The sequence below is a fragment of the Brachybacterium sp. NBEC-018 genome (genome assembly GCF_024860185.1).
Classification (GTDB): Bacteria; Actinomycetota; Actinomycetes; order Actinomycetales; family Dermabacteraceae; genus Brachybacterium; species Brachybacterium rhamnosum.
The window spans coordinates 3,622,850-3,643,746 of the sequence record NZ_CP100650.1; the positions used below are offsets into that span (position 1 = coordinate 3,622,850).

Annotated in this window: 26 protein-coding genes; 2 read left to right on the forward strand and 24 right to left on the reverse strand. The window is 70.0% G+C overall.

All coding sequences use genetic code 11. The annotated features are described in order from the left end of the window. Nucleotides 1-13 precede the first annotated feature (13 nt). From NLU66_RS16510 to NLU66_RS16595, 18 genes are all read right to left on the reverse strand, one after another. Nucleotides 14-841: a hypothetical protein gene (locus NLU66_RS16510; protein ID WP_259360686.1), complete on the reverse strand. Its 828-nt coding sequence runs from the start codon at nt 839-841 to the stop codon at nt 14-16. Next, nucleotides 838-1,944 carry a hypothetical protein gene (locus NLU66_RS16515; RefSeq protein WP_259360687.1) on the reverse strand — a complete coding sequence of 369 codons (1,107 nt, stop codon included), beginning with the start codon at nt 1,942-1,944 and terminating at the stop codon, nt 838-840. The genes NLU66_RS16510 and NLU66_RS16515 overlap by 4 nt, the downstream gene beginning before the upstream one ends. After that, on the reverse strand, nt 1,935-2,708 hold the full coding sequence (locus tag NLU66_RS16520) for a hypothetical protein (RefSeq protein ID WP_259360688.1): 774 nt from the start codon (nt 2,706-2,708) through the stop codon (nt 1,935-1,937). Before NLU66_RS16520 ends, NLU66_RS16515 begins: the two co-directional genes overlap by 10 nt. Further along, complete coding sequence (locus NLU66_RS16525; RefSeq protein ID WP_259360689.1) at nt 2,705-6,241, reverse strand: phage tail tape measure protein; 3,537 nt, start codon at nt 6,239-6,241, stop codon at nt 2,705-2,707. Before NLU66_RS16525 ends, NLU66_RS16520 begins: the two co-directional genes overlap by 4 nt. 318 nt (nt 6,242-6,559) lie before the next feature. Next, the gene (locus NLU66_RS16530) at nt 6,560-7,081 is read right to left on the reverse strand and encodes a hypothetical protein (RefSeq protein WP_259360690.1); all 522 of its coding nucleotides are present in this window, start codon (nt 7,079-7,081) and stop codon (nt 6,560-6,562) included. Between the two features lie 77 nt (nt 7,082-7,158). Continuing rightward, on the reverse strand, nt 7,159-7,701 hold the full coding sequence (locus NLU66_RS16535) for a hypothetical protein (protein WP_259360691.1): 543 nt from the start codon (nt 7,699-7,701) through the stop codon (nt 7,159-7,161). Between the two features lie 2 nt (nt 7,702-7,703). Further along, nucleotides 7,704-7,916: a hypothetical protein gene (locus tag NLU66_RS16540; protein WP_259360692.1), complete on the reverse strand. Its 213-nt coding sequence runs from the start codon at nt 7,914-7,916 to the stop codon at nt 7,704-7,706. Nucleotides 7,917-7,963: 47 nt separating this feature from the next. Next, nucleotides 7,964-8,359, reverse strand: coding sequence for a hypothetical protein (locus tag NLU66_RS16545; protein WP_259360693.1), 396 nt, complete (start codon nt 8,357-8,359; stop codon nt 7,964-7,966). After that, nucleotides 8,359-8,724: an HK97-gp10 family putative phage morphogenesis protein gene (locus tag NLU66_RS16550; RefSeq protein ID WP_259360694.1), complete on the reverse strand. Its 366-nt coding sequence runs from the start codon at nt 8,722-8,724 to the stop codon at nt 8,359-8,361. The genes NLU66_RS16545 and NLU66_RS16550 overlap by 1 nt, the downstream gene beginning before the upstream one ends. After that, nucleotides 8,721-9,122, reverse strand: a complete 402-nt coding sequence (locus tag NLU66_RS16555; protein ID WP_259360695.1) for a DUF6093 family protein — start codon at nt 9,120-9,122, stop codon at nt 8,721-8,723. Before NLU66_RS16555 ends, NLU66_RS16550 begins: the two co-directional genes overlap by 4 nt. Next, nucleotides 9,115-9,459 (reverse strand): hypothetical protein, encoded by a 345-nt coding sequence (locus NLU66_RS16560; RefSeq protein WP_259360696.1) that lies wholly within the window; start codon nt 9,457-9,459, stop codon nt 9,115-9,117. Before NLU66_RS16560 ends, NLU66_RS16555 begins: the two co-directional genes overlap by 8 nt. 72 nt (nt 9,460-9,531) lie before the next feature. Continuing rightward, nucleotides 9,532-10,560 (reverse strand): Mu-like prophage major head subunit gpT family protein, encoded by a 1,029-nt coding sequence (locus NLU66_RS16565; protein WP_259360697.1) that lies wholly within the window; start codon nt 10,558-10,560, stop codon nt 9,532-9,534. Between the two features lie 14 nt (nt 10,561-10,574). Beyond that, nucleotides 10,575-10,934 (reverse strand): DUF2190 family protein, encoded by a 360-nt coding sequence (locus NLU66_RS16570; RefSeq protein WP_259360698.1) that lies wholly within the window; start codon nt 10,932-10,934, stop codon nt 10,575-10,577. 3 nt (nt 10,935-10,937) lie between these two features. Continuing rightward, the gene (locus NLU66_RS16575; RefSeq protein ID WP_259360699.1) at nt 10,938-12,119 is read right to left on the reverse strand and encodes a hypothetical protein; all 1,182 of its coding nucleotides are present in this window, start codon (nt 12,117-12,119) and stop codon (nt 10,938-10,940) included. After that, the gene (locus tag NLU66_RS16580) at nt 12,116-13,132 is read right to left on the reverse strand and encodes a phage head morphogenesis protein (RefSeq protein WP_259360700.1); all 1,017 of its coding nucleotides are present in this window, start codon (nt 13,130-13,132) and stop codon (nt 12,116-12,118) included. The genes NLU66_RS16575 and NLU66_RS16580 overlap by 4 nt, the downstream gene beginning before the upstream one ends. Beyond that, the gene (locus tag NLU66_RS16585; protein ID WP_259360701.1) at nt 13,125-14,711 is read right to left on the reverse strand and encodes a hypothetical protein; all 1,587 of its coding nucleotides are present in this window, start codon (nt 14,709-14,711) and stop codon (nt 13,125-13,127) included. The genes NLU66_RS16580 and NLU66_RS16585 overlap by 8 nt, the downstream gene beginning before the upstream one ends. A gap of 16 nt (nt 14,712-14,727) precedes the next feature. Beyond that, complete coding sequence (terL, locus tag NLU66_RS16590; RefSeq protein ID WP_259360702.1) at nt 14,728-16,215, reverse strand: phage terminase large subunit; 1,488 nt, start codon at nt 16,213-16,215, stop codon at nt 14,728-14,730. Nucleotides 16,216-16,217: 2 nt separating this feature from the next. Continuing rightward, nucleotides 16,218-16,799 (reverse strand): HGGxSTG domain-containing protein, encoded by a 582-nt coding sequence (locus NLU66_RS16595; protein WP_259360703.1) that lies wholly within the window; start codon nt 16,797-16,799, stop codon nt 16,218-16,220. A gap of 349 nt (nt 16,800-17,148) precedes the next feature. Here NLU66_RS16595 and NLU66_RS16600 point away from each other — a divergent pair, with 349 nt between their 5' ends. After that, nucleotides 17,149-17,271 (forward strand): hypothetical protein, encoded by a 123-nt coding sequence (locus NLU66_RS16600; protein WP_259360704.1) that lies wholly within the window; start codon nt 17,149-17,151, stop codon nt 17,269-17,271. Between the two features lie 8 nt (nt 17,272-17,279). Next, nucleotides 17,280-17,702, forward strand: a complete 423-nt coding sequence (locus NLU66_RS16605; protein ID WP_259360705.1) for a hypothetical protein — start codon at nt 17,280-17,282, stop codon at nt 17,700-17,702. 115 nt (nt 17,703-17,817) lie between these two features. Here NLU66_RS16605 and NLU66_RS16610 read toward each other — a convergent pair whose 3' ends face one another. The 6 genes from NLU66_RS16610 to NLU66_RS16635 all read right to left on the reverse strand — a co-directional run bounded on the left by NLU66_RS16610 (nt 17,818) and on the right by NLU66_RS16635 (nt 20,891). Beyond that, a complete protein-coding gene (locus NLU66_RS16610; RefSeq protein WP_259360706.1) occupies nt 17,818-18,270 on the reverse strand; it encodes a hypothetical protein in 453 nt (150 codons plus the stop codon). A gap of 158 nt (nt 18,271-18,428) precedes the next feature. Continuing rightward, nucleotides 18,429-19,601 (reverse strand): RtcB family protein, encoded by a 1,173-nt coding sequence (locus tag NLU66_RS16615; protein ID WP_259360707.1) that lies wholly within the window; start codon nt 19,599-19,601, stop codon nt 18,429-18,431. A gap of 161 nt (nt 19,602-19,762) precedes the next feature. Further along, a complete protein-coding gene (locus tag NLU66_RS16620) occupies nt 19,763-20,026 on the reverse strand; it encodes a hypothetical protein (RefSeq protein ID WP_259360708.1) in 264 nt (87 codons plus the stop codon). A 123-nt stretch (nt 20,027-20,149) separates the two neighbouring features. Continuing rightward, nucleotides 20,150-20,464 carry a hypothetical protein gene (locus NLU66_RS16625; RefSeq protein WP_259360709.1) on the reverse strand — a complete coding sequence of 105 codons (315 nt, stop codon included), beginning with the start codon at nt 20,462-20,464 and terminating at the stop codon, nt 20,150-20,152. Continuing rightward, nucleotides 20,461-20,634 carry a hypothetical protein gene (locus tag NLU66_RS16630; protein WP_259360710.1) on the reverse strand — a complete coding sequence of 58 codons (174 nt, stop codon included), beginning with the start codon at nt 20,632-20,634 and terminating at the stop codon, nt 20,461-20,463. Before NLU66_RS16630 ends, NLU66_RS16625 begins: the two co-directional genes overlap by 4 nt. Further along, entirely contained in the window at nt 20,631-20,891 is a 261-nt protein-coding gene (locus NLU66_RS16635; RefSeq protein ID WP_259360711.1) for a hypothetical protein, read from the reverse strand. Before NLU66_RS16635 ends, NLU66_RS16630 begins: the two co-directional genes overlap by 4 nt. Nucleotides 20,892-20,897: the final 6 nt, after the last annotated feature.

Genomic DNA, 20,897 nt, shown 5'->3' on the forward strand with positions numbered 1-20,897 from the left:
GAGGGGGTGTGGGTCAGTCGGGGATGTTGGGGAGGCCGGGGACGGACTGCTGGGCGTCCGCGACCCACGTCTTGACCCAGATGCGCATCGCCGCGTTCAGGTTGTCGACGTAGGCCTTCGTCGGTCGCGTGTCCTCGAGGTCGGAGATCCGTGAGACGGCGGCGGCGAGTGCGACGGCGGTGGCCTTCGTCGCGATCGCTTCGTCCTGGGACGCGTTCGCGTTGTCCACATACGTCTTCGAGGCCTTGGAGTTGATCGCCTCGTCCTGCGAGTCGTTCTTGTTGTCGACGTAGGCCTTGGACGCCTTGGAGTCGATCGCCGTGTCCTGCGCGGCATTCGCGTTGTCCACGTACGCCTTCGACGCCTTCGTGCCGAGCTCGGCCTCGGCATCCCCGAGGCGGGACCCGTACCCGTCGAGCCGGCCGGACAGGGCCCCGTCGGCGTTGTCGACGTAGGTCTTCGACGCCTTCGTGTCGATGTCGGCCTGCAGCGCGTCGCGGGTGTTGTCGACGTAGACCTTCGAGGCCTTCGTGTCGATGACGGTGTCCTGGTCGGCGTTCTTCTCCTCGGTGCCGGTGATCCGGTCCTCGGCGTCCTCGAGCACGTCGGGGAGGTACTTCATCCCGCCGCGGTGCCAGAGGCCGATCCCGAAGCGGCCGTCAGCCTGGTCGCCGAGGACGACACGGGTGTTCTCCGCGTCGTCGCCGACGATGAAGTCGAGCGACCCCTCACCCATGGACACGGACGAGTAGCCGATGTCGCGGGACATGTCCGCCGCCCGCGAGGAGCGATGGAGCCGGGTGAGGTCGTCACCGACGTCGACACGCTTCTGCCAGGTCATGCGACCTCCTCCATCTCCACGCCCACGAAGGGGCTGCCGTAGGTCCAGGTGATCTGCCCGACGCGCATCCGCCAGGAGCCGCCGTTCGGGAATGTCCACGAGCTCTGGACGGTGACGTCGTGGACGCCGCCGATCCTCGGGAGGGTGCCCATGCGGCGCGTGTCCAGCGTCGCGACCGTGGTCTCCCACGGGTCCTGGCCGGCGGCGAGGGCCGCGTCGGTCTTCGCCTGCAGCTGCGAGTTGTTGTACTCGCCCTGGAAGCGGAAGTTCCTGGTGGTGGCGATGTACCCGCGGGCCGTCCACCCGAACTCCTGGCTCATGGCGAAGCGCTGCTTGCCGCCCTTGCCCGCACCCCACCCGAAGGCGGACTGGATGAGCCGCGAGTAGTCGTGCGAACGAGTGAAGGCGATGACGTTCCCGCCGAGACGGGTGTCGGCGGTCTTCACGAGCCGGTCAGGGTGCGAGCTCGAGATGACCGGCTTCTGGTAGGTGACCGTGCGGGTCACCTTCTGGGGGACGTTCCCGGAGAAGGTGGCCGTCGGGATGACGCGCCACTCGGCGATGCCGAGCGCGTCGATGTCCTCGAGGATGTCGCTGTAGTACGCCGTGCGGACCGGCGTGTTCATCTCCATCGTCTTCCCGAAGCTGGGCGTCGGCGTCACGACCATCTGCGCAGACCCGGGCTGGAAGGTGTTGTAGGCGTCGTGGAGGGCGTTCCGGTGGATCGTGCCCGCGTCGACGTTCTTGTACCGGTAGTTCTGGTGGTTCGACCGGTACTGCGGGTACTGCTCCCACTCGAACCCGGTGACGGGGACCGTGAGGGCGTCGTGGTCCCGCTCGTGGGTCCACATCAGCCACTCCCCCACGACGTCGGTGCCGTCGGTGAGGAGCAGCGTGTGCCGGCCGCCTGTCACGAGCGACAGGATCGTCTCGACCGCGGAGGCGTCACGGCCACCGGAGGCGGCGCAGTACTCGGGGAGGACGACCTCCGCCTGCAGGGACCCACCGCCAAGGAGCGACGTCGCCCGCGACCCCTCCGTGAGGGTGACGCGGGTGACGACGTCACCGGTGGTCGCTTCGACGATCCACGCTCTCAGATCCACGCCGAGACCCCTTCCACGTTGCCGGTACCCCGGTCGGTCGAGATGGTGACGGTCGCACCGTCGGAAATCGACGGGAAGTCCGCGAGGATCGGGAAGACCCGGGAACCGCCGATGTAGATGTCGCCCTGGCGGGTGTCGACGACGAACGACTCCCCACTCGCGAGCGCGCGCGGCGCGGTGGTGGACCAGGAGCCGATGGTGACCTTCGGGCCGGCGGCGGTCGGACCGTTCACCGTGACCCTCGGGTAGGAGCGAGTGGAGCCGTCGTTGCGGACCGTGACGGACTGGTTCAGGACGAGCTCGTCGATCGAATGCAGCAGCGGATCGTCCAGCTGCACCGACACGGAGAACGTCGCCGCACGGTCGCCGATCGCGGTGATCTGCGTCTGCACCTTCCGGCACGACGCCTGCCGTCCCAGATCCTGCTCCCATACCTCGAGGCGTGTGCCCTTCGCGGTCTGCAGGGCCTGCATCTGCTCGATCAGCTCGTCCCGAGACCACGTCTCGAGCAGCCCCGACCATGAGACGGTGCGGGGCTGGTAGTGCTCCTGGCCGACGAGGACACCACGGGCGGCACGGAGCTCCTCAGAGTCGAGGGTCGCCCCGTCCCACCACGTGGTGTCCTCCACGCCCCACTGCGGGGACTCCCCCGTCAGGTGCCGGGTCGCGAAGGTGATGCCCGACCAGGCGAAGGTGATGCCGTCGTCGACGCGGCCCCGGCTCCATTCACGGACGGCGGGAGGTCCCCACTGCTGCATGGTCACGCTCCTCGGTAGCCGGTGGACTGGGTGTTCACGAAGTGCTTCGTGTTCTCGAGGGCGAGAGCGGCGACGGTCGCCGGATCCTGCCCCGTGATGTTCTGCGTCAGCGCGAGGCGGCCCCCTGTCGAGGGGCGCGCCGCGAGCTCGGCGAGCTGCTTCGGGGAGACCCCGGAGTTGATCGCCTCGAGCGCCGGTCCCCATGTCTGGGCGGACTGGCCGTTGACGACGTACTCCGTGCCCGCGAGGGGCTGGGACAGGAGACGGCCGGAGGCGGCGCCCGCGAGGGACGGCCACAGGACGTTGTCGACGCCCTTCCCCGGGTAGGGGCCGGGGACCCACCCGCCGGCGGACAGGCCCGGCGTGGTGAGGCCGTCACGGAGCCACCCGCCGCCGGCGAAGCCGGAGGACCCGCCGCCCCCGCGGAAACCGGGGTCGGAGTAGGTGACCGTGATCCTCGAGGTGCGATCACGGGCCGCGTGGTTGATCGCCGTCTCCGCGCTGCTGGTGGACGCGGTGACGGAGATCCGGCCGGTCTTCCCGGAGGCGTAGTTCGCGGCACCGTCCGCGGACGCCTTCGCGCCCGTGTTGTTGCCGTCGACGTCCACGACGCCGCGCTTCCCGTCCGTGTAGGACTTCGCGGAGTCGGCGGACGACTTCGCCCCGGAGTTGTCGCCACGGATCGTGATCGTGCCGTCGGCGTTGTTGACGATGGTGACGGCCCCGTTGAGCGACCCGAGGGCGCCCGAGTTGTCACCCTCGATCGTCATCGTCCCCGTCGACCCGTCGGTCTGCGAGAGGAGGTACGACAGGGCCTGCTCGGCCGTGTACGTCTCCCCGTCGATCGTGATCGTCCCGCCGGAGTTCTCGATCTCGGTGAGCGCCCCGTAGAGGTCCGCTTCCGCGAGGGTCGTGTCCGCCCCGACGGGGACGTCCGCCCCCTCGCCCTCGAGGACTCCGACGAAGCCCTGCACGTCCCCCTCGGCGGGGGCCGTGTCGGCACCGACGGAGAGGTCCGTCGGGGGCTCCGTGGAGAGGGTGCCCTGGAAACTCTGGACGCCCTCGACGGCGGGGTTCGTGTCGACGCCGACAGGGACCTCGACCTCCGGCGGGTGGAAGCCCGCGTCGCCCCACAGGGCGTCCCACTTCGCCTGCGCTTCCTCGGTCTCGAGGTTCACGACGGTCGTGATGTCGTCGGGTGCGAGGCCGAGCGCGTCGGCGTACGCCTCGGCCTCCTCCTCCGAGGCGCCCATCGACTCGGCCGTCTTGATGATCTCGTCGCGGGCGTCCTGCATGAATCCGGAGACGGGGTCCCCGGCGTCGCGCAGGGCGCCGATGTTGTCGAGGGTGGCCTGGGCGAGGTCGTCGAGGGCGGCAGCGTTCTCGTGGGCCTTGTCGGTGCCGTCCTCCCACGCCTTCCCGTTCTCGGCGGCGGCGGTCATCGCCTCACCGACGGACTCCTCGTACTGCCGTGCGGAGTCGCGCGCGGAGAGGAACGCGCTCCCCTGCTCGACGAGGGAGTCGACGAGGTCGTCGGTCGCTGCCTTCGCGTCCTCTGCCGCCGTGGCGACGTCGTCGAGGCCGTCGGACAGGCCGCTGGCGGCACCGGTGGTGTCGTCCATGACGGGGGTGATCTCGCCGGACGCGATCTTGAGGAGGGTCGCGTCGTCCGTCGCGAGCCCGGCCGCGTTCGCGACGCCTACGAGCTCGTCACGGAGGGCGGGCATCGTGTCGAGGAGGTCGGTGCCGGCTTGCTGACCGCCTCCGAACGCGTCCCACAGGTTCGTGAACGCCGCGGCGGCCCTCTCCGGGTCCGACTCGTACAGGCCAGCGATCGCCTGGCCGACTTCCTCGAGCCGCTGCCGCGCATCCTCGAGGGTCGAGATGTCCGCGCCGAACACGTTGACGAGGCCGGCGAGGCCGTCGCTCACGGTGCCGAGCGCGCCACCGTTCGCGAGCTCGGAGAGGGTGTCCGCCAGGTCGGCGGTCCCCGCGGTCGCGAGGTACGAGTCCTCCCCCATCCCCGCGAACACGGTGCCGAGGGGATCGACGGCATCCGCGGTGCGGAGTGCGATGTCCGCCGCCTCGTTCGCGCCGATGGAGAAGTCCGTGAAGGAGTTGCCGAGGGAGGACAGGGCTGACGTCGCCGCGAGGGCGACGGTCATCTTGCCGACGGCCCCGCCGACCTTCGTGAGCGCCGAGGCGGTCTTCGGGGACTCCGCCTTGAGGGTGCGGAACGACTGGATCGTCTCGGCGGCGGCGGGAACGACCTTCATGAGGCCGCCCGCGAGGAGCGCCGACGCGCCCGCCACGGACCCGAGGAGGACGAGGGAGTTCTGCAGCGGGCCGGGGAGGTTCGTGAACGCGTCCGCGACGCCCGCCGCGCCCTCCGCGACGGTCGCGAGGACCGGGAGGACCGACGACCCGAGGTCGATGCCCGCGTCGACGAGCGCGTTCCGTGCGAGCTGCACCTTCGACTCGGTCGTCTCGTACCGCTTCGCGGCCTCCGCGACGAGGGCGGTGTTCTCCGCCCACGCCTGGTTCGACGTGTCGAGGGACGCGCCGAGGCCCTCGTAGTTCGAGGCGAGGGACAGGACCGAGCGGACCTCCTCGGAGGACTTGATGCCCATCTCCTTGAGGACTCCGACCGCGTTGCCGCCGGAGTCGGTGACCTTCTGCAGGCCCTGCTCGACGGCCTGGAACGCCTCGATCGGGGACTCGCGCCACGCGGCCGCGAACTCCTCCGACGTCATGCCGGCGGTCTCGGCGAACACCTCGAGCTTGTCGCCGGAGTCGAGGACCTCGGTGTTCATCTTCTGCAGGACGCGGGAGATGGAGCCACCGCCGGCCTCCGCGGAGATGCCGACGTCGGCGAGGGCCGAGGACAGGCCGAGGATGTCCTGCGAGGACGCTCCGATCAGGGCGCCCGTGCCGGACAGGCGCTGCGCCATGTTCAGGATGTCCGCCTCCGTGGAGGCGCCCTTGTTGCCGAGGTCGACGAGCGCGGCACCGAAGTTGTCGGTGTCGTCGGCGGAGACATGCATGACGTTCGAGAACTGGGCGATCGCGGTCGCGGCCTCGTCGGCGGACAGGTTCGTCGTCTCGCCGAGGTTGATCATCGTGCGGGTGAAGTCGACGACGTCCTCGCGGGCGACGCCGAGCTGGCCGGCGGCCTCCGCGACCGCGGCGATCTCCTCATGGGACGCGGGGAGTTCCTTCGCGAGACCGCGGAGGCCCTGCTCGAGCTCTGCCATCTGCGCGTCGGTGCCGTCGACGGTCTTCCGGACGCCGGCCCACACGGACTCCCAGTCCATCGCGGCCTTCGTGGCGAGGCCGAGGCCGGTGACGGCGGCCCCACCAAGGCCGAGGAGGGCGGTCCCGGCGCGGTCGTACTCGGCGCGGAACTTCCCGGAGGAGTCGGTGATGCGGCCGAGCTCGGACTGCACCTCCTTCGCGGACTTCGCGGCGGCGGCAGCGCCGGCCTGGAAGCGGGACGCGTTCAGCTCGAGGACGGTGCGGATCGTGCGAGTCTCGGCCACGGCGGGGATCCCCCTTCTACGTTCTGGGCTTCACCCGCTCGGGGTGGAAGCGGGTGGAGGCGACGAGGGCGCGGGAGTCCGGGTCGTCCTCGCGGGACCGGACGGCCTTCCCGATCGTCTTCGTGCGGTAGCAGCGGGTGAACGCGGCCTCGTAGGCGCGCTGGTTCGCTGGGTCCTGGCACTCGCGGGCGTCCCCGCCGCAGACGGGGCAGCGGTGCGTGTCCGCTTCCGCTTCGACGGAGTGGAGGGCGAGGGCGAGCTCCTGGTCATGCCTCGTCCACGACAGGAACGTCGAGTACGGGATCCCGTGGGTGCGCGCTACTTCGAGCTCCGCGCGGAGCCCGGGCTGGGCTGCGACGCGGGAAGCGAGAAAGGGACGGCATCGCGCTCCATGTGGAGACGGATGACGTCGGAGATGACCTGCTCGTACAGGCCCGGGGTCATGGCGGCGGCGAGCTCGTCCCACGCCCAGTCGACGGGGTCGCCGTTGCCGTCGGTGACGGTGGTGATCGCGTGGGGCATGAGGGCGGCGTCGAAGGTGTCGGTGTTGACGCCGAGGCGGGCGTCGTAGGGGTCGCCGGGGCGGGGCGGGTTCTCGGCGACGACGCGGCCCCACACCTTCGGGGCGACGCGGTCGATGGTGATGATGCGGGCGGCGACGGCGATGTCCTTCTCGAGCTTCTCGCGTTCGGTGGCGAGCTCGGTGGACTTCGCGTCTGCGGCGGCGCGGATCTTCGGGTCGGTGGCGCGGTTCCCGATCCGGTCGTGGGTCTGCTCGTCGGCGTGGACCTTGGACCACCGCTCGGAGAGGTCGGGGGCGGTGGTGAGCGTGTACTGCACGACGGGTGGGTCCTTCCAGGATCGGGGTGGAGAGGTGTGGCGGCCCCGCAGGGGGTGGTGCGGGGCCGCCAGAGGGGTCACGCTGCGGCGACGGTGACGTCCTCGAGGTACAGGTCCGCGGCGATGGTCGCCGTGAACTCGAGGTCCTCGCCCTCGACGGGGTCGTTCTTCGCGCGGGTGGACACCTTGCCGCGGTAGATGTCGACCTTCTTCGGGGCCGAGGCGGACATGGAGTCGTGGCCGTAGGCGATCGCGACGTAGACCGTGGAGTCCTCGGGGAGGGCGTCGTAGACGGCGTTGATGGTCGCGTCAGCGTCGGCCTGCTGGTCGTAGATCGCGGTGATGGTGCCGTCGATCGTCTCGCCCGTCTTCACGGTGACGGTGACCTTCTCGCAGGCCCGCTTCCGGTCCCTGGTGGTGGGGGTGCGGGTGAAGGACACGTCGCCCATGTTGTGGTAGCAGTCGGCCTTCACCGACCCGGCGGCGGACAGCGCCGCGGCGGGGATGCTGGTGGTCGACTCGGTGATGGAGGGCAGGTCGGCCTCCTGAATGATCCAGGTGGGGACGTTGCCGGAGGCGATGATGCCGTCGAGGCCGGTCGAGATCGCGGGGACACTCATGGTCAGGACTCCTTGTGGGTCTTGGGCTTGCGCGGGAGGGGCGCGCCGTACTGGTCGACGGCGTCGTGGTCGGGCAGGAGGATCGCGCCCATGCGGTGCGCGAGGACCCTCGTGGTGGTGAAGTGGTCGCCGGTCTCGGGGTGGCGCACACGGATGTACTGGGAGGCCGGGCCACCCTCGAGGAGCGACGGGGCCGGGGCGGGCTCGGCAGGCATCTCGTCGAGGGCGGGATCGCGGTCAGAGGCTCGTCGGCGGGTCGCCATTAGCTGCCTCGCTTCCTGGTTGCGGTGAACGCGAGGGCCTTCGACCATCGCGCCGGGCTGGTGTCCGGTTCGGGGGTGGGTTCGCCGTCGTAGGACGCGTCCGTGAGGCGGCCGCCGCCGGGGATCGGGAAGTCGGAGAGGAGGTCTCGGGTCTTCTCGGTGAGAGCGAGGCAGGAGTCGCGGGACGGGGTGACGACGAGGACGGCGAGCGTGCCGTCGCGGTTCACGGAGCCGCCGGCCGCGCGCCTCCCGGACGCGGTGCCGGGCGTGGCTCCGACGATGACGGTGCGGCGGATCCGGCCGGACGGGTCGGTGGCCGGTTCCCCGTCGGTGATGTCGACGCCGACGGGGAGCAGCGCCTCGATGACGAGGTCGCGGAGGGTGAGCACGTCCATCAGCCACCTCCGAGGATGTCCGCGCCGACCTGGCCGAGCGCCTCGTGGTAGCCGGGGATCACCGCGTCCGTCGCGGGGCGGAGGTACGGCTGGGCGCGCTGCCTCGAGGTGCCGGTCTCGACGAAGCCGCCGTAGTGGACAGTCGGGCCGACTTCGCCGCGGGCGAAGTCCCGGTTGCCCTGCACCTCGACGGTGATCGACCCCTTGAGAGCGCCCGTGTCGACCGGGGCCCGATTCTGGGCGCCCGCCTGGATGTCGGTGAGAGCCTTCCGGAGGGCGAGCCGGGCCCTCGGCATCACCTCGCGGGACGCGGCCTGCAGGTCGGCGGCGAGGCGCCCCATCTCCGCGGATCCGTCGCTGCTCATCGGACCTCCCGGCAGGTGAGGTTCACGGCGGACTGGAACGTCCGCGGGGCAGCTGCGGTGACCCACAGGATCCGTCCCACCATGTCCGGGGAGACGGAGGCGGTGACGGTGACCCGGTCGTCCGCGAGGACCCCCTGCACGTGCCAGGGGAGCTTCACCGTCGGCGTCGCCGGGGTGATGGTCTCGCCGGTGACGATGACGCGGCCGAAGCCGCGGGACGCGGAGTCGAAGCGGGGCAGGCGGCACTCCCCCGCCCACACATCGGTCCACTGCTCTTCGTCCTCCCCGGTCTCCCGGTTGTAGACGAGGCCCGTGGAGCGTTCGATGCGGCAGGCGTCGGGCATCACCGAGGACTGGATCTCACGGGCACGGACCAGATAGCGGGGTGGGTCACCCATGCTCGACCGCCTCCGGTCCACCACGCCCCCACGGGTGGAACTCCACCACGGAAGGCCCGTCATCCCACTGCTCGATCTCCTCGAGCAAGCACCGCTTCCGCAGTCGGTCCGCGAGGCCCCGCCACCCATCCAGAACGCGGCGCGTATCGATGGAGATGTCCTCCACCGCGGTCACGTCCAGGTCACCGATGAGGCCGTTCCCGACCCGATCGGCGGCGTCGGCGGCCGCACAGTAGATCCGTCCATCGTGGAGCTCGAGCAGCTCCGTGAGGACGGAGTCGTCGAGCTGCTCGATGGTGATACCGGTCAGCGCCCGCAGGCGCGCAATGTCGGCCACAGGTGCCCCCTTGGGTTGGCCCTCCGTGGGGCGCGGGAGTCATGCCACCGCGCCCCACCAGAGGGGGGGGTCTCACGCGCCGCGCGACGCGAACGTGAACTGGTTGTCGATGACGGCAGCGCCGACGACGTGACGGACCCGGTACTGGATCGTGTCATCGTCGAAGGAGCCCTCACCGCTACCGATGGAGCCGCCGCCGGGGCGGACGCCCTGGTCGTTCTTCACGCGCAGGTCCGGGGACTCCTGGCCCTGCAGGAAGCCGGTCACCACGGCGGGACGCGCCGCGCCCGGGGCGGGAACGAGGATCCACGTGGTGTTCGCCTTCGCGTTCGTGTTCCGCAGCAGGTTCGGCTCCACGACCACGTCCACGACCCCGGCGAGGGGGTTGTTCATGACGGTGGTGCGGTTGCCGTTCGTGGTGCGGACCTCGACCGCGGCGACGAGCTCCTTCGCGATGAACTCGAGGCCGGGGGCGACGACGAGCTTGAGCGACGGACGGACGATGGTCTGGCCGGCGGAGTTCCGCTTGCTGGACAGGGCCTCGATCGCGGCCTTGAGGGCGTCCGCGGTGAGCGCATCGTTCGCGACGGTGCCGAAGAACGACGTGTTCAGGTCCGTGCGGCCCGCGTTCAGGAGGGCGTCCGCGGTGACGGTGCCCTCGGTGAAGCGGGCATCGGCAGCGAGCACCTGGTCGAGGTTGCGGAACGCGCCGAGCTCGTCGTTGATCAGCATCTCCCAGGTGAGGGGGATCCGGTCGCCGTACTTCTCGACGGAGAAGTCGTACTCCTTCTCGTCGAAGTCGCGGGTCGGGTACTCGGTCGCCTCCGCGACACGGGACAGGCCACGGGCGCCTCCGAGGATGTCCACGAGCCGCTGCTTCTTGAAGTTCGGCACGAGGGAGCGGACGGAGTACTGCTGCCACACCGGGTCGATGAGCTGGTACTGGGCGAGGAGCTTCCGCTGGTAGCCCTGGCCGAGGAGGACCGGGAAGTCACTCGTGGTGAGGGACTCGCGGACGTCGGCCTTCGCGCGGAGGTCGCCGTTCATGGCGCGCTCGAAAAGCTGGTATGCCTCGACGACCTTCTTGAGGTTGGTGGTCATCATGGACTCCGTTCTCAGGCTCCGGCCTGGATGATCTTGACGGGGATGGTGCCGTCGCCGGCCTGGGTGGCGAGGGCCGCGCCGAAGACGACGCCGTCGGTCTCGGGCTCGGTCGCGGTGAGTGCGCCGTCGGCGATGTAGATCGCCTGGCCGATCGCCTCGACCGCCCCGGTGACGGGGAGATAGTGGGAGCCGTCGAGCCACACGGACGCCTCGCCGGGCAGGTTGCCGCCGGCCCAGTCGGTCGAGGTGGCGCGGTTGGTCTGGGCGACGCCGTTGAGGATCCCGACGCGGACGGGGCCACCGGCGACGGTGCCCGACGGGACGGGGAGGGAAATGTGGTTGGCGTTGCGGAGGTGCTCGTTCTTGGCCATGGGTCAGGCCCCCTTCTCGATGCCGAGCGCGGCGTCGGCGTCGGCTTCGGTCATGTCGGTGGACTCGGTGACGGGGCCGACACCGGTCGGGCGGCCCTCACCGGCGGCAGCACGCTTCTCAGCGGCGGCCTCGGCGACGGTCTTCTCGAACGCGGTCACGTCGAGACGCCCCTCGCTCACGGGCATGTCGACGCGGAGGCCCTTCGCCTCGAGCGCCGTGAAGTCCGCGCCGGCGGCCGCGATGATGCGGTCCACGTGCGCGGCGTCGGCGGCCTCGTTGGCGGCGACGAGCTTCGCCTCCGCCTCCTCCGCACGCTTCACCGCGGACTCGCGCTCCGCCTCGGTGGCGGCGAGCTTGTCAGCGGCCTCGTTGAGGCGCTTGTGCTCGGCCTCGTCGATCTGGATCTGAGCCATGGTCGGCTCCTTCCTTTCTGCGATCCCGGCCGAGGTGGACGGGAGATCCTGGGCGTCGTAGGTGACGCGTCGGGACACCCGCTGTGGGGTCCCGGTGAGGGTGACGCGGCCATCCGCGTCGGTGGAGTAGGACTGCTGGACGAGGTGGCCGTCGCCGTCCATGTAGGTGCGGTAGACGATCCATTCGTCGGTGAAGTCCTGCACCCACGAGTCGTCGCCGACGGCGGCGTCGAGGCGCTGCTCGAGGTCGGAGGCGACGAGTCCTCCGGGGAGGGTCTCCTGCACCTGTCGGGCGGACTCGAGGACCTGCAGGACCTTCCCGCCGCGGCCCGCGTGGGTCACGAAGTCGACGGAGATCCCCTCGACGAGCTCGGCGATGACGGGGCGGCCCTGGTCGTCGGACTCCTCGACTCGCGCCGAGGCACGGATCGAGACGCCGATCGAGTCGTGCATCTGCGCGAGGACCGTCGTCCACGGCTCGTACGTCTTCGCCTCGGCGACGAGCGCGGTGCCGTCCCAGTAGGCGTCGGTGGTGAGGACGCCGGCGAGGTCCTTGATGGACCGCTCGGGCCGGTCCTGCGCCTCGGAGAGGGACGGGTGGTCGGCATACATGTGCGTCCCCGCGGGGAACACGCGCGCGGCCGCTGCGGCCTCCACGACGGGGGCGGGGTAGACGCCGCTGCTGCCGACGCCGGGGGTGATGATCTGGACGAGCATGCGGCCCTGCCGGGGTGTGGCAGTGCCGGTGCTCTCGGTGATCGTGGTGGTCATGTCGCTCCCTTCGGGGGCTTCGACGGGGTGAAGGAGTCGCGCCAGCCGTCCGACGTGCGCCGCTGCGCCCAGTCGGACATCGGGTAGTCGCCGCGCTGCCACGCGTCGAGGCCACGGGCGCCGAGGATCGACTTCTGGTCCTCGTCCGTGAGGTCCGCGAACCACTCCCCCGCGTCGGTGAGGCCGAGGTCCGGCTCCGGGATCCCGGGGAAGCCGAGCGCGGCCCACGACGCGGTCTGGGGGACGCGGGCGCACCGGCCGGACTGGTGGTCCAGGGGCCCGTCCTCGTCGGGAGGGTGGACCGTGCCGTGCATGGCGATGCAGGAGCGGCACGTGCGGACGGACAGTTCCGCCGACCACACCCACCCGGTCACGAGACCCGGGTTCGTGAGGTCCGCGGTCTTCTGCGCGGCCCGCATCGCGTCGAGCATCTCCGTGCGGGAGATGGTCAGCGCCCGGGTGAGGCCGCCGGTGAACGCTCCCCCGGCCGCGGTGACCATCAGCTGGGCCGTGGTGCGGGGGTTGTCTCCGGAGACCATCCCGCGGAGCAGCTGCGAGCGGATCGCCGAGTCCGTCTCCGGGGAGATCGGGGCGGTGAGTGCGGTGATCTGCTCCGTGGAGCGGGTGAGGATCGCCTCGAGCTGTGTCGCGGACGCTCGCACCGGGGACGGGCCGGCGTCGGGCAGCTGGGCGGCGATCATCGCGAGCTCGCCGTCGTGGCCGAGGCCGAGGACCCGCTCCACGTCGTCGGAGATCGTGGTGCCCGAGAGGGCGGCGAGCGTGTCCAGTGCTTCCCGGGACGTGGCGAGGCCCTGGATCATCCGCTGGTCGCGGGCGATCCGCTCCGGTGACAGGTCCCCGCCGGCGGCGAGGATCGTCAGGGAGTCGATCAGGTCGACCTCGACGTCCGCCCATGCCTCCGCCCACGCCCTGGTGAGGGTCGTCGTGTGGTGGCCGAGGACGCTGTCAAGGATCGACTGCATCGCGTCCTCGATGGTGAGGACGTCAGCCACCGGTCACGCCCGGGGTCGCGGCACGGAGCGTCTCCGTCGCCTGTTCGGGCGTCTGGCGGCCGTACTGGCGGAGCAGCTGGGCGGGGTCCTGGCCGTTCTGGAACGACGCGACGAGAGCGTTCCCCGCGGTCGCGTACGGGTCCCGGAACTGGCCGTCGTCGGTGGTGATCTCCTCCATGACGCCGTCGATGTCGTCGACGCCGAGGGCGGTGAGGAGGAGGCGGGCGATCGTCGCCGGAGGCAGCTTCTTCGTCGAGTCCGCCTTGGCGATCGCGTTGACGGCCTGCTCGGTCGACGCGGTCGACAGGTCCGGCCAGTCGACGTGGACGACGGGGGTGCCGCCGTTGACGATCGCGGCGTCCGTGTTCGTCCACGGGTCGCGGACGATCTGCCCCGTGAGGGGGCCGGAGGGGGCGCGGACGGCCTGCTCGATCGCGTACTCCGCGATGTCCTGGTAGACGGCGGTCCACACGTCACGGCGGGCGGCCATGGCGAGGTACATCGGCTCGTCGAGGGTCTCCGCGGTGGAGCGGGCCCCGGAGATGCCGGGGTCAGTGGAGAGCATGGTGACGGGGATGTCGAGGCCCGCGGCGATCATCGCGAGGATGGGGCGGCCGGAGTCGGCGTCGATGGTCGCGCCGGACTTGGGGATCGCCTCGAGGTTCTCCCCCGTGCCGAGGACCATCGAGGCGCCCGCGCCGCCGTCGGTGCCTGCGGGGATGCGGGCGAGGGCCTGGCGGGCGCGTGCTGCGCGCTTCCCGTCGGCGGTGGCGCGCCACGCGAACTGCGACAGGGACCGCATGAGCTTCGCCCAGTCGGAGAGGAAGTCGCGGTAGGCGCGTGCCCACGGGGCGATCGAGAACGTGTCGCCGATGCCGTACTGCCAGCCGTCGAGGTCGTTGACCTTCACGTGGCGGATCGGCTGGTCCCACAGGACCCGCATGCCGTTCAGCATCGTCGGCTTCGACGCGGGGGCGTAGGCGAGATCGGGGTGGAGGACGCTGGTGGTGGTCTCCGTCGTCGCGAACGGGTCCGCCTTCCGGGCGTAGGTCCGCTGGTAGAACCAGACCTGCATGCGGTCGTCGGGGTTCGCGTGGATCGCGTCGATCTGCTCGAGGGGGATCGAGCGGACGGTGACGCGGCCGGCCTTCGGGTCGGTGAACGCGGCGAGGAAGACGTTCCCGTCGGTGCCGAGGGACCGCTCGAGGCGGGCCCGAGCCTCCGGACCGGTGAGGGATGCCTGGTTCTCCCGCGAGGTCCACCAAGCGGTGACGACGTCGGCGGCCTTCGAGTCGACGTCGGAGTCCGAGTCGACGGTCACCTGGGGGCCGCCCTGCCCATGCACGTACGCGGTGCGGAGGGACAGGCCGCGGCGCACCAGAGGATGCGCGACCGCGAGGGCACGACCGTCGCGGGCGGCGATGTTGTACGCCTCCCGCGAGAGAGCGTCGACGGTCTCGCCGACCTGTCGCCAGCCGCGATCCTCGAGGCGGAGGGACAGGTCCGCGACCGACTCGGAGAGCACCTCGACCATCGGATCGGGGGCCGGGGTGGGGCGGAGGCGATCGAGCAGGCCCATCGGGTGCCTCCTTCGGCTAGTAGTCGGTGAGGTCGTCGAACCCGGTCAGGTCGAGGAAGTCCTCGGCGGTGACGACGTCCCCGTCGGTGGTGAGCGACGGGTGCAGGAACAGCTGGTTCAGCGCCTGGGTGAGCGCATCGACGGTGTCGTCGTGCTGCCCGTTCGGGAAGTCCGCCGCCTCCTCCGTGAGGTATGTGACCGCGGGGAGGAGGGACGGGTCCGGGAGGAGGACGTTGCCGGCGGCGGTGAACGGCTGGATCGAGACCGCGCGGGCGTACTTCCCACCGTCGGGTTCGACGGGGACGATGCCGGGCAGTTCCCGGGAGAGGGAGGTGATGACGGCGGGGCCGTTCGCCTTGTCCTCGATGAACACGGCGCGGGCCTGGGGCCAGCGGGCGTGCATGTCGCGGATCGCGGCGATGGTGGCGGTGAAGTCGAGGCGGGCGCGGACCATGTCGAGGAGCCACGCCCGGTGGCCGGTGCGGCCCCACACCTGGCCGACGACGTAGTCGGAGTGGCCAGTGTCCTTGAACGTGAGGTCCCAGGACTGGATGACCTGGTCGAAGTTGTCGAGGAGCCGTCGGGTGCCGTCCGGTTCCTCGAGCCACGGGCGGGCCGTGTAGCGGGGCCAGTCGGCAGGGAAGATCCCGGAGGACACCGGGGACGGCTGCCCCTGGTAGAGGGACGCCCAGGTGCGGGGGCCGACCTGGGTGCGGATCCTCGCCCACTGGTCCGTCGTGCGGCCGCGGGCGGACTCCATGAACTCCCCCGGCTCACGGCCGAGAGGGTCCGCGTCGTCGATCGCCTCGGCGGGGATGTTCACGACCCGCCAGCGGTGGCCGTCCTCTGCGGCGAGCAGGCGGCCAGCGAGGTCGTCGTGGTGCCAGCGGGTGAGGATGACGACGACGGGAGCACCGGGAGCGAGTCGGGTGGAGCCGACGTCCGTCCACCAGTCCCACGCGTTCTGCCGGTACGTCGGCGAGTCGGCCTGGGCGCGGTCCTTCACGGGGTCGTCGATGATGAGGAGGTCGACGGGGCGGCCGGTGAGAGCGCCGCCGATGCCGGCCGCGTATACGCCGCCGTCGTGACCGGCGAGCTGCCACTCGTGCTGGGCGGACAGATCGTCCCGCACACGGATGCCGAGCGCGTCCGCGTGCTGGGTGATGTCGTCGCGGATCGCGCGGCCCCACCGGCGGGCGACGCCGTGCTCGTAGGACGCGATCGCGATGCGGAGGTCAGGGTTCTGGGTGAGCGCCCACAGGGGGAAGCGGCGCGAGGTGCGCTGCGACTTCCCCTCCTGCGGGGGCATGGAGATGATCAGGCGCCCGTCCGGTTCCGCGAGGAGGTCGACGAGGGCGTCGTCGATGAGGCGGAGCGCGGGGGTCTGCCGGGTCTTGGGGTCCAGGGCGACGGCCATGCCGCCCGGCGTCGCCCACCTGGGGACGACAGGGGCGGGCGGGTCGAACATGCGGGCCGCTGCCTCCGCCCAGTCGAGGGCGGACACCTTCACGCCGCCGTGAGGAGGCGAAGCTGGGCGGGGACCACCTCGGGGACACGGGAGACCTGCGCGGGGGTGAGGTCGAGCTGGTCGAGGATCGACCGGATCGCCTGGGCGACGAGGGCACCCTGGTCCTCGGCGAGCTTCACGCGGCGCTCCTCCACGCCGGCACGGAGCGCGGCGGCCGCGTACTTCGCGAGGCGGTCCTGAGCGTCGGTGAGCATGCGGTAGGCGATGTTCGGGGTCGCCTCGAGGGTGGTGCCGCCGTCGGTGCCGCCGTCCTTGATGCGGGTGACGCCCCATGTGAGAGCCTTCGGGTCCTCGTCGGCGAGCTGCTTGACCTGGGTGCGCCAGTAGGCGACTTCGCCGGCGGTCCACTGGACGAGGTCGACGAGGGCGCGTGCGGGGTCGACGTCGACGGGGGCGGAGAACAGGCGGACTGCCTTCGCGGCTTCCTGCTCTGCGAGGCGGCGTGCGGCTGCTGCCTTCGCCTGGGGGGACTTCCCGCCGTGGGAGGCACAGACGGTGCCGCCCTTCATGGCTGCGCGGCGGCAGGGGTCGCCGGAGCGTGCGGTGGCCTTGCATCGCATGGTGGCCTCCGGTTCATGGGGTTGAGCGGTGGCCGCTCCGTCCATGGGGTCGGTGGCCTCCGGTGGTGTGGTCCCGGGAGTCGAGGGTCGGCGACTCGTGTGTTCGTGTGGTGGGTGAGAGTGTCCGCCCTGTGCGGGCTCCCGGGAGGTGTGTGGCGGCCCCGCCTGGTGGGTGTGCCTGGCGGGGCCGCGGGACTGGGTGGGGCACTCGCGCGTGGGGTGCTCTCCACAGTGATGACCAGTCGATCAGAATCTAGACGAAGCGGGGCATTAACGCAAGGTCTTGCGTTTTTGCAATGTCAGGTGTCCGCGTTCTGGTGCGGTGCCCGGCATGGGTAACTTCCGTCGCATGGATAAGGAGCAGGTGGAGGTGCTCGACGTGAGCGTCGGGCCGGAGGTCGTGTCGTCGGTGTCGATGCGTGGTGCGGTGGTGTCGCTCGAGCTGTTCGGCACTGGGGAGCAGGAGGCGTGAGCTCGCCGGTGACGATCAGCCGCGGGGGTGTCGTCGGCATCGCGGCTGCGGTGCTGACCGCTGGGCTCATGGTCGGTGGTGGGGCGCTGTTCGGTGGGTACGCGCTTGGCGCTGCGCGGCCGGCGGAGGCGCCCACGGAGCTCGCGGAGAAGACGTACACGGACGCAGACCTCGAGGCGGCTATCGTCGCCTGCGCGCTCAACGGTGTGGTCGTCAAGAATCACTCGGTGACATTGCCGGGAGGTGAGTGGCCGGCACTGAACCGCCAGTGCTTCGTCACCGAGATGGACGCCACCGGGCTCGCTGACCGCGACTACACAGGTGGTCTCGGCGTTGAAGGCACTGAGGGAGCGACCTACCGGTGGTCAAACGTGACGATGACCTGGAAGCAGACAGATGAGGGCCGGGACGTGACGATCGCCGTCGAGTAAGGCTCTGTGGTCACCAGAGATTCTTGAGTTCTGTCGGCTCCTTTCCGAGACGCATTGACGCGTTTCCGGGCGAGGGGATCGTGAACGGGCTGCCCTTCTAGGAAACCGGCATCACTCAGTTACTCTTATGCAGCCTGGCGGGCAGGCGCTTGTCCTCAGGAGGGACCTCGTAAAGCTGGTTGAGCCCGACGATCGAGAACAGGAAGAGTAGCGAAGCAATGACTCCGCCGACCCCCCAGGCCCACTGCTGCCCGATAAAAAACGCCGCGAGCAACACCCCGGCCCCTAGCGTATTCACGAGCCCGATCGTCCCAACAGTTCCCCAGTCGAGCCGACGAACACGCTGGTAATGCAACTCTGCGCTCAGATCACTCAAGTGCTCTTGCATCTCACGTTCCACGGACGCCTTTTGCGATGGGGCAACCTTCTCATGCAACTCCGCAAGGACCCGCAGATTCTCTCGCAATCGCTTGTCGGTCGTGTTCGAAGTCGACGCCTTGATGATCGTGATGATGACGGAAGCGAGCGGGCCGAGTAGCGGAGCCAAACTCCGGAGTTGATCAAGCATGTAACCAATCGTAGGAGACCTGAAGCTCGCTGGTATCCCTCACGTCGCGTCGCTGCCACGCGGCAAGGTCGACTGAGTGCTTCCGTCGACGTCTTGAGGGCATGAGAATGCCCCGCCACCCGAGAAGGGGTGACGGGGCTGTGGGGGGGCGGGTTGGTTCAGTCGCCCTTGACGTTGACGATCTGGTGCAGGGTGTGGCGGATCTCGACGAGGTCGGAGGCGTCTGCCATGACCTGGTCGATGTCCTTGTAGGCCGCGGGGATCTCGTCGATGAAGGCGTCGGAGTCGCGGTACTCGATGCCGACCATGGCGCTGCGGAGGTCGTCGGCGGTGAACTTCTTGCGTGCCGCGGCGCGGCTGTACTCCCGGCCGGCTCCGTGGGGTGCGGAGTGGAAGGAGGCGGGGTTCCCCTTTCCCTGGACGACGTAGGAGGCGGTGCCCATGGAGCCGGGGATCAGTCCGGCGTCGCCGACGCGGGCGCGGATCGCTCCCTTCCGGGAGATCCACAGGTCGCGTCCCATGTGGTGCTCGCGGTCGGTCCAGTTGTGGTGGCACTGAATCGACTCGAGCTGCTCGACGGGGCTGCCCATGTGCTCGGTGAGCGCGTCGATGGTGCGGTCCATCATCTCGGCCCGGTTGGCGAGGGCGAAGTCCTGCGCCCACCGGAGCTCGGCGATGTACTGGTCGAACTCCGTGGTGCCTTCGACGAGGTAGGCAAGGTCCGGGTCGGGCAGGTTGATCCAGTACCGCTTGGCGACGGCCTGAGCGGTCTTGATGTGGTGCTGGGCGATCTTGTTGCCGACGCCTCGGGATCCGGAGTGGAGGAACGCCCACACGGTGGCGGTCTCATCGGCGGTGATCTCGATGAAGTGGTTGCCTCCGCCGAGGGTGCCGAGCTGCTGTCGCCAGTTGCGGGCGTACCGGTCGGGCGTGCCGAGGGTGGGCCACTGCTCCTCGAGTGCGGTGATGCGCTCCTGTGCGGTGTCGGTGATCGTGTCGTTGTAGACGCCGGCGGACACGGGGACGCGACGCTCGATGCCTTCCCGGAGTGTGGAGAGGGGGCCGGCGGCACGGATCTGGTCGGTAGTCCACTGCGTGCGGACGGCGATCATGCCGCAGCCGATGTCGACACCGACGGCGGCGGGGATGATCGCGCGGTCGGTTGGGATGACGGAGCCGACGGTCGCGCCCTTGCCGAGGTGGGCGTCGGGCATGAGCGCGAGGTGCGGGGCGACGAACGGCATGGAACCGGTCGTGGCGGCCTGGTCGCGGGTCTGGTCGTCGAGGATGCTGGCCCAGGACAGGACGTCCGGGGCGATCTTGGTGGGCATGGGGGTGGTCCTTTCGTGATGGTGCCCGGCCGCGGATGCGACCGAGTCACGGTAGAGCGAGGGGCGTGTGGCGAGCGAGGGTTTTTCTGTGCGCCGGCATGAGAGGGCCCCGCCACCCGAGTAGGGGTGACGGGGCTGTGGGGGCGTTGGTCGGGGTCTTCTCAGGGCTTGATCTCGACCCGGTCGTTGCCGCGGAGATCGAGGCTGGTCATGACGTCACCGAAGCTGACGACGATCTTGACCATGGCCGGCTTCCGCTTGATCTCGTGCCCGTCGAAGTAGCGCTCGCGGGTGATCCGGAGTTCCTCGAGGACTCCGGAGATGACGTGATCCTCGTCTGCAGAGATGCGGATCTTGTGGCCGACGTGGAGATAGCCGAGGCCCTGCGCATCAATGGTGTTCCAGGGGCTGGTGGGGATGGCCAAGGGGTTGCCCTTCTTCGTCGCTGCTAGACATGCATTCCATGTGAGTATCGCACCGGTTTGTGGGGAATGCCCACGGGTTCTTCGATCGGGTGGCGGGGCGGAAACTGTGAGTAGCGGGCGGGGCTACTTCCACTTCGTGGTGTCCCCGTCGAGTGCGCGGCGGATGGTGTCTGCTCTGACGCGGGTCGCCACGTCGGGGTCGGGTGCTTCCTGGTCGAGCACGTCCCGCACGGCCTGGATCCGCTTCTCGTACCCGAGTGCTTCCTTCTCGGCTGCGTAGGCGCGGGTCATCCAATAGTCGAGTTCACGGTTGGCTTGGGTGAGTTCGCCGTTCAGCTCTAGGTAGCGGCTCGCCCATGCCGGGCCGTCGAACGATCCATCGTCGATGGCCCCTTGCGCTTCGGTCCGCAGTTCGTCGCGGTCGATGTGTCCGGTCACAGGATCACGTCGATCTCGGCGTTGGCGATGTCGTCCGGGCTGATCTGGAGCTCGGCGGCGCGGGAGGCGATGCGCTGGCGCATGAGGTCCTGCGCCTCTGCGATCGCGTGCTCCTCGGAGTCGGCGTCCACGGTGATGAACGCGGTCATGGTGAGCTGGAAGCGGGTCACGGGGTCACCTCGGGGTGGTAGTGGTCGCGGTAGAACCTGATCGACTCGGCGGCAGGCTCCTCGCCCCAGTTGTCGAACACCTCTGCCGCCTTGGTCAGAGCCTCCCTGCGAACCTGCGCGAGGAAGCGCCGGGCCTCGTCTCCTGCGTCGCCGTCGGAGAGTCGGGCGTACTTCGCGTCCTGTGCGCTGCTGTATCGCTTCCAGGCCTCGATGATGAGGTCTTCGCTCGGCGTGTACTGCTGGTCCTGTCCGCTCATCGGGTG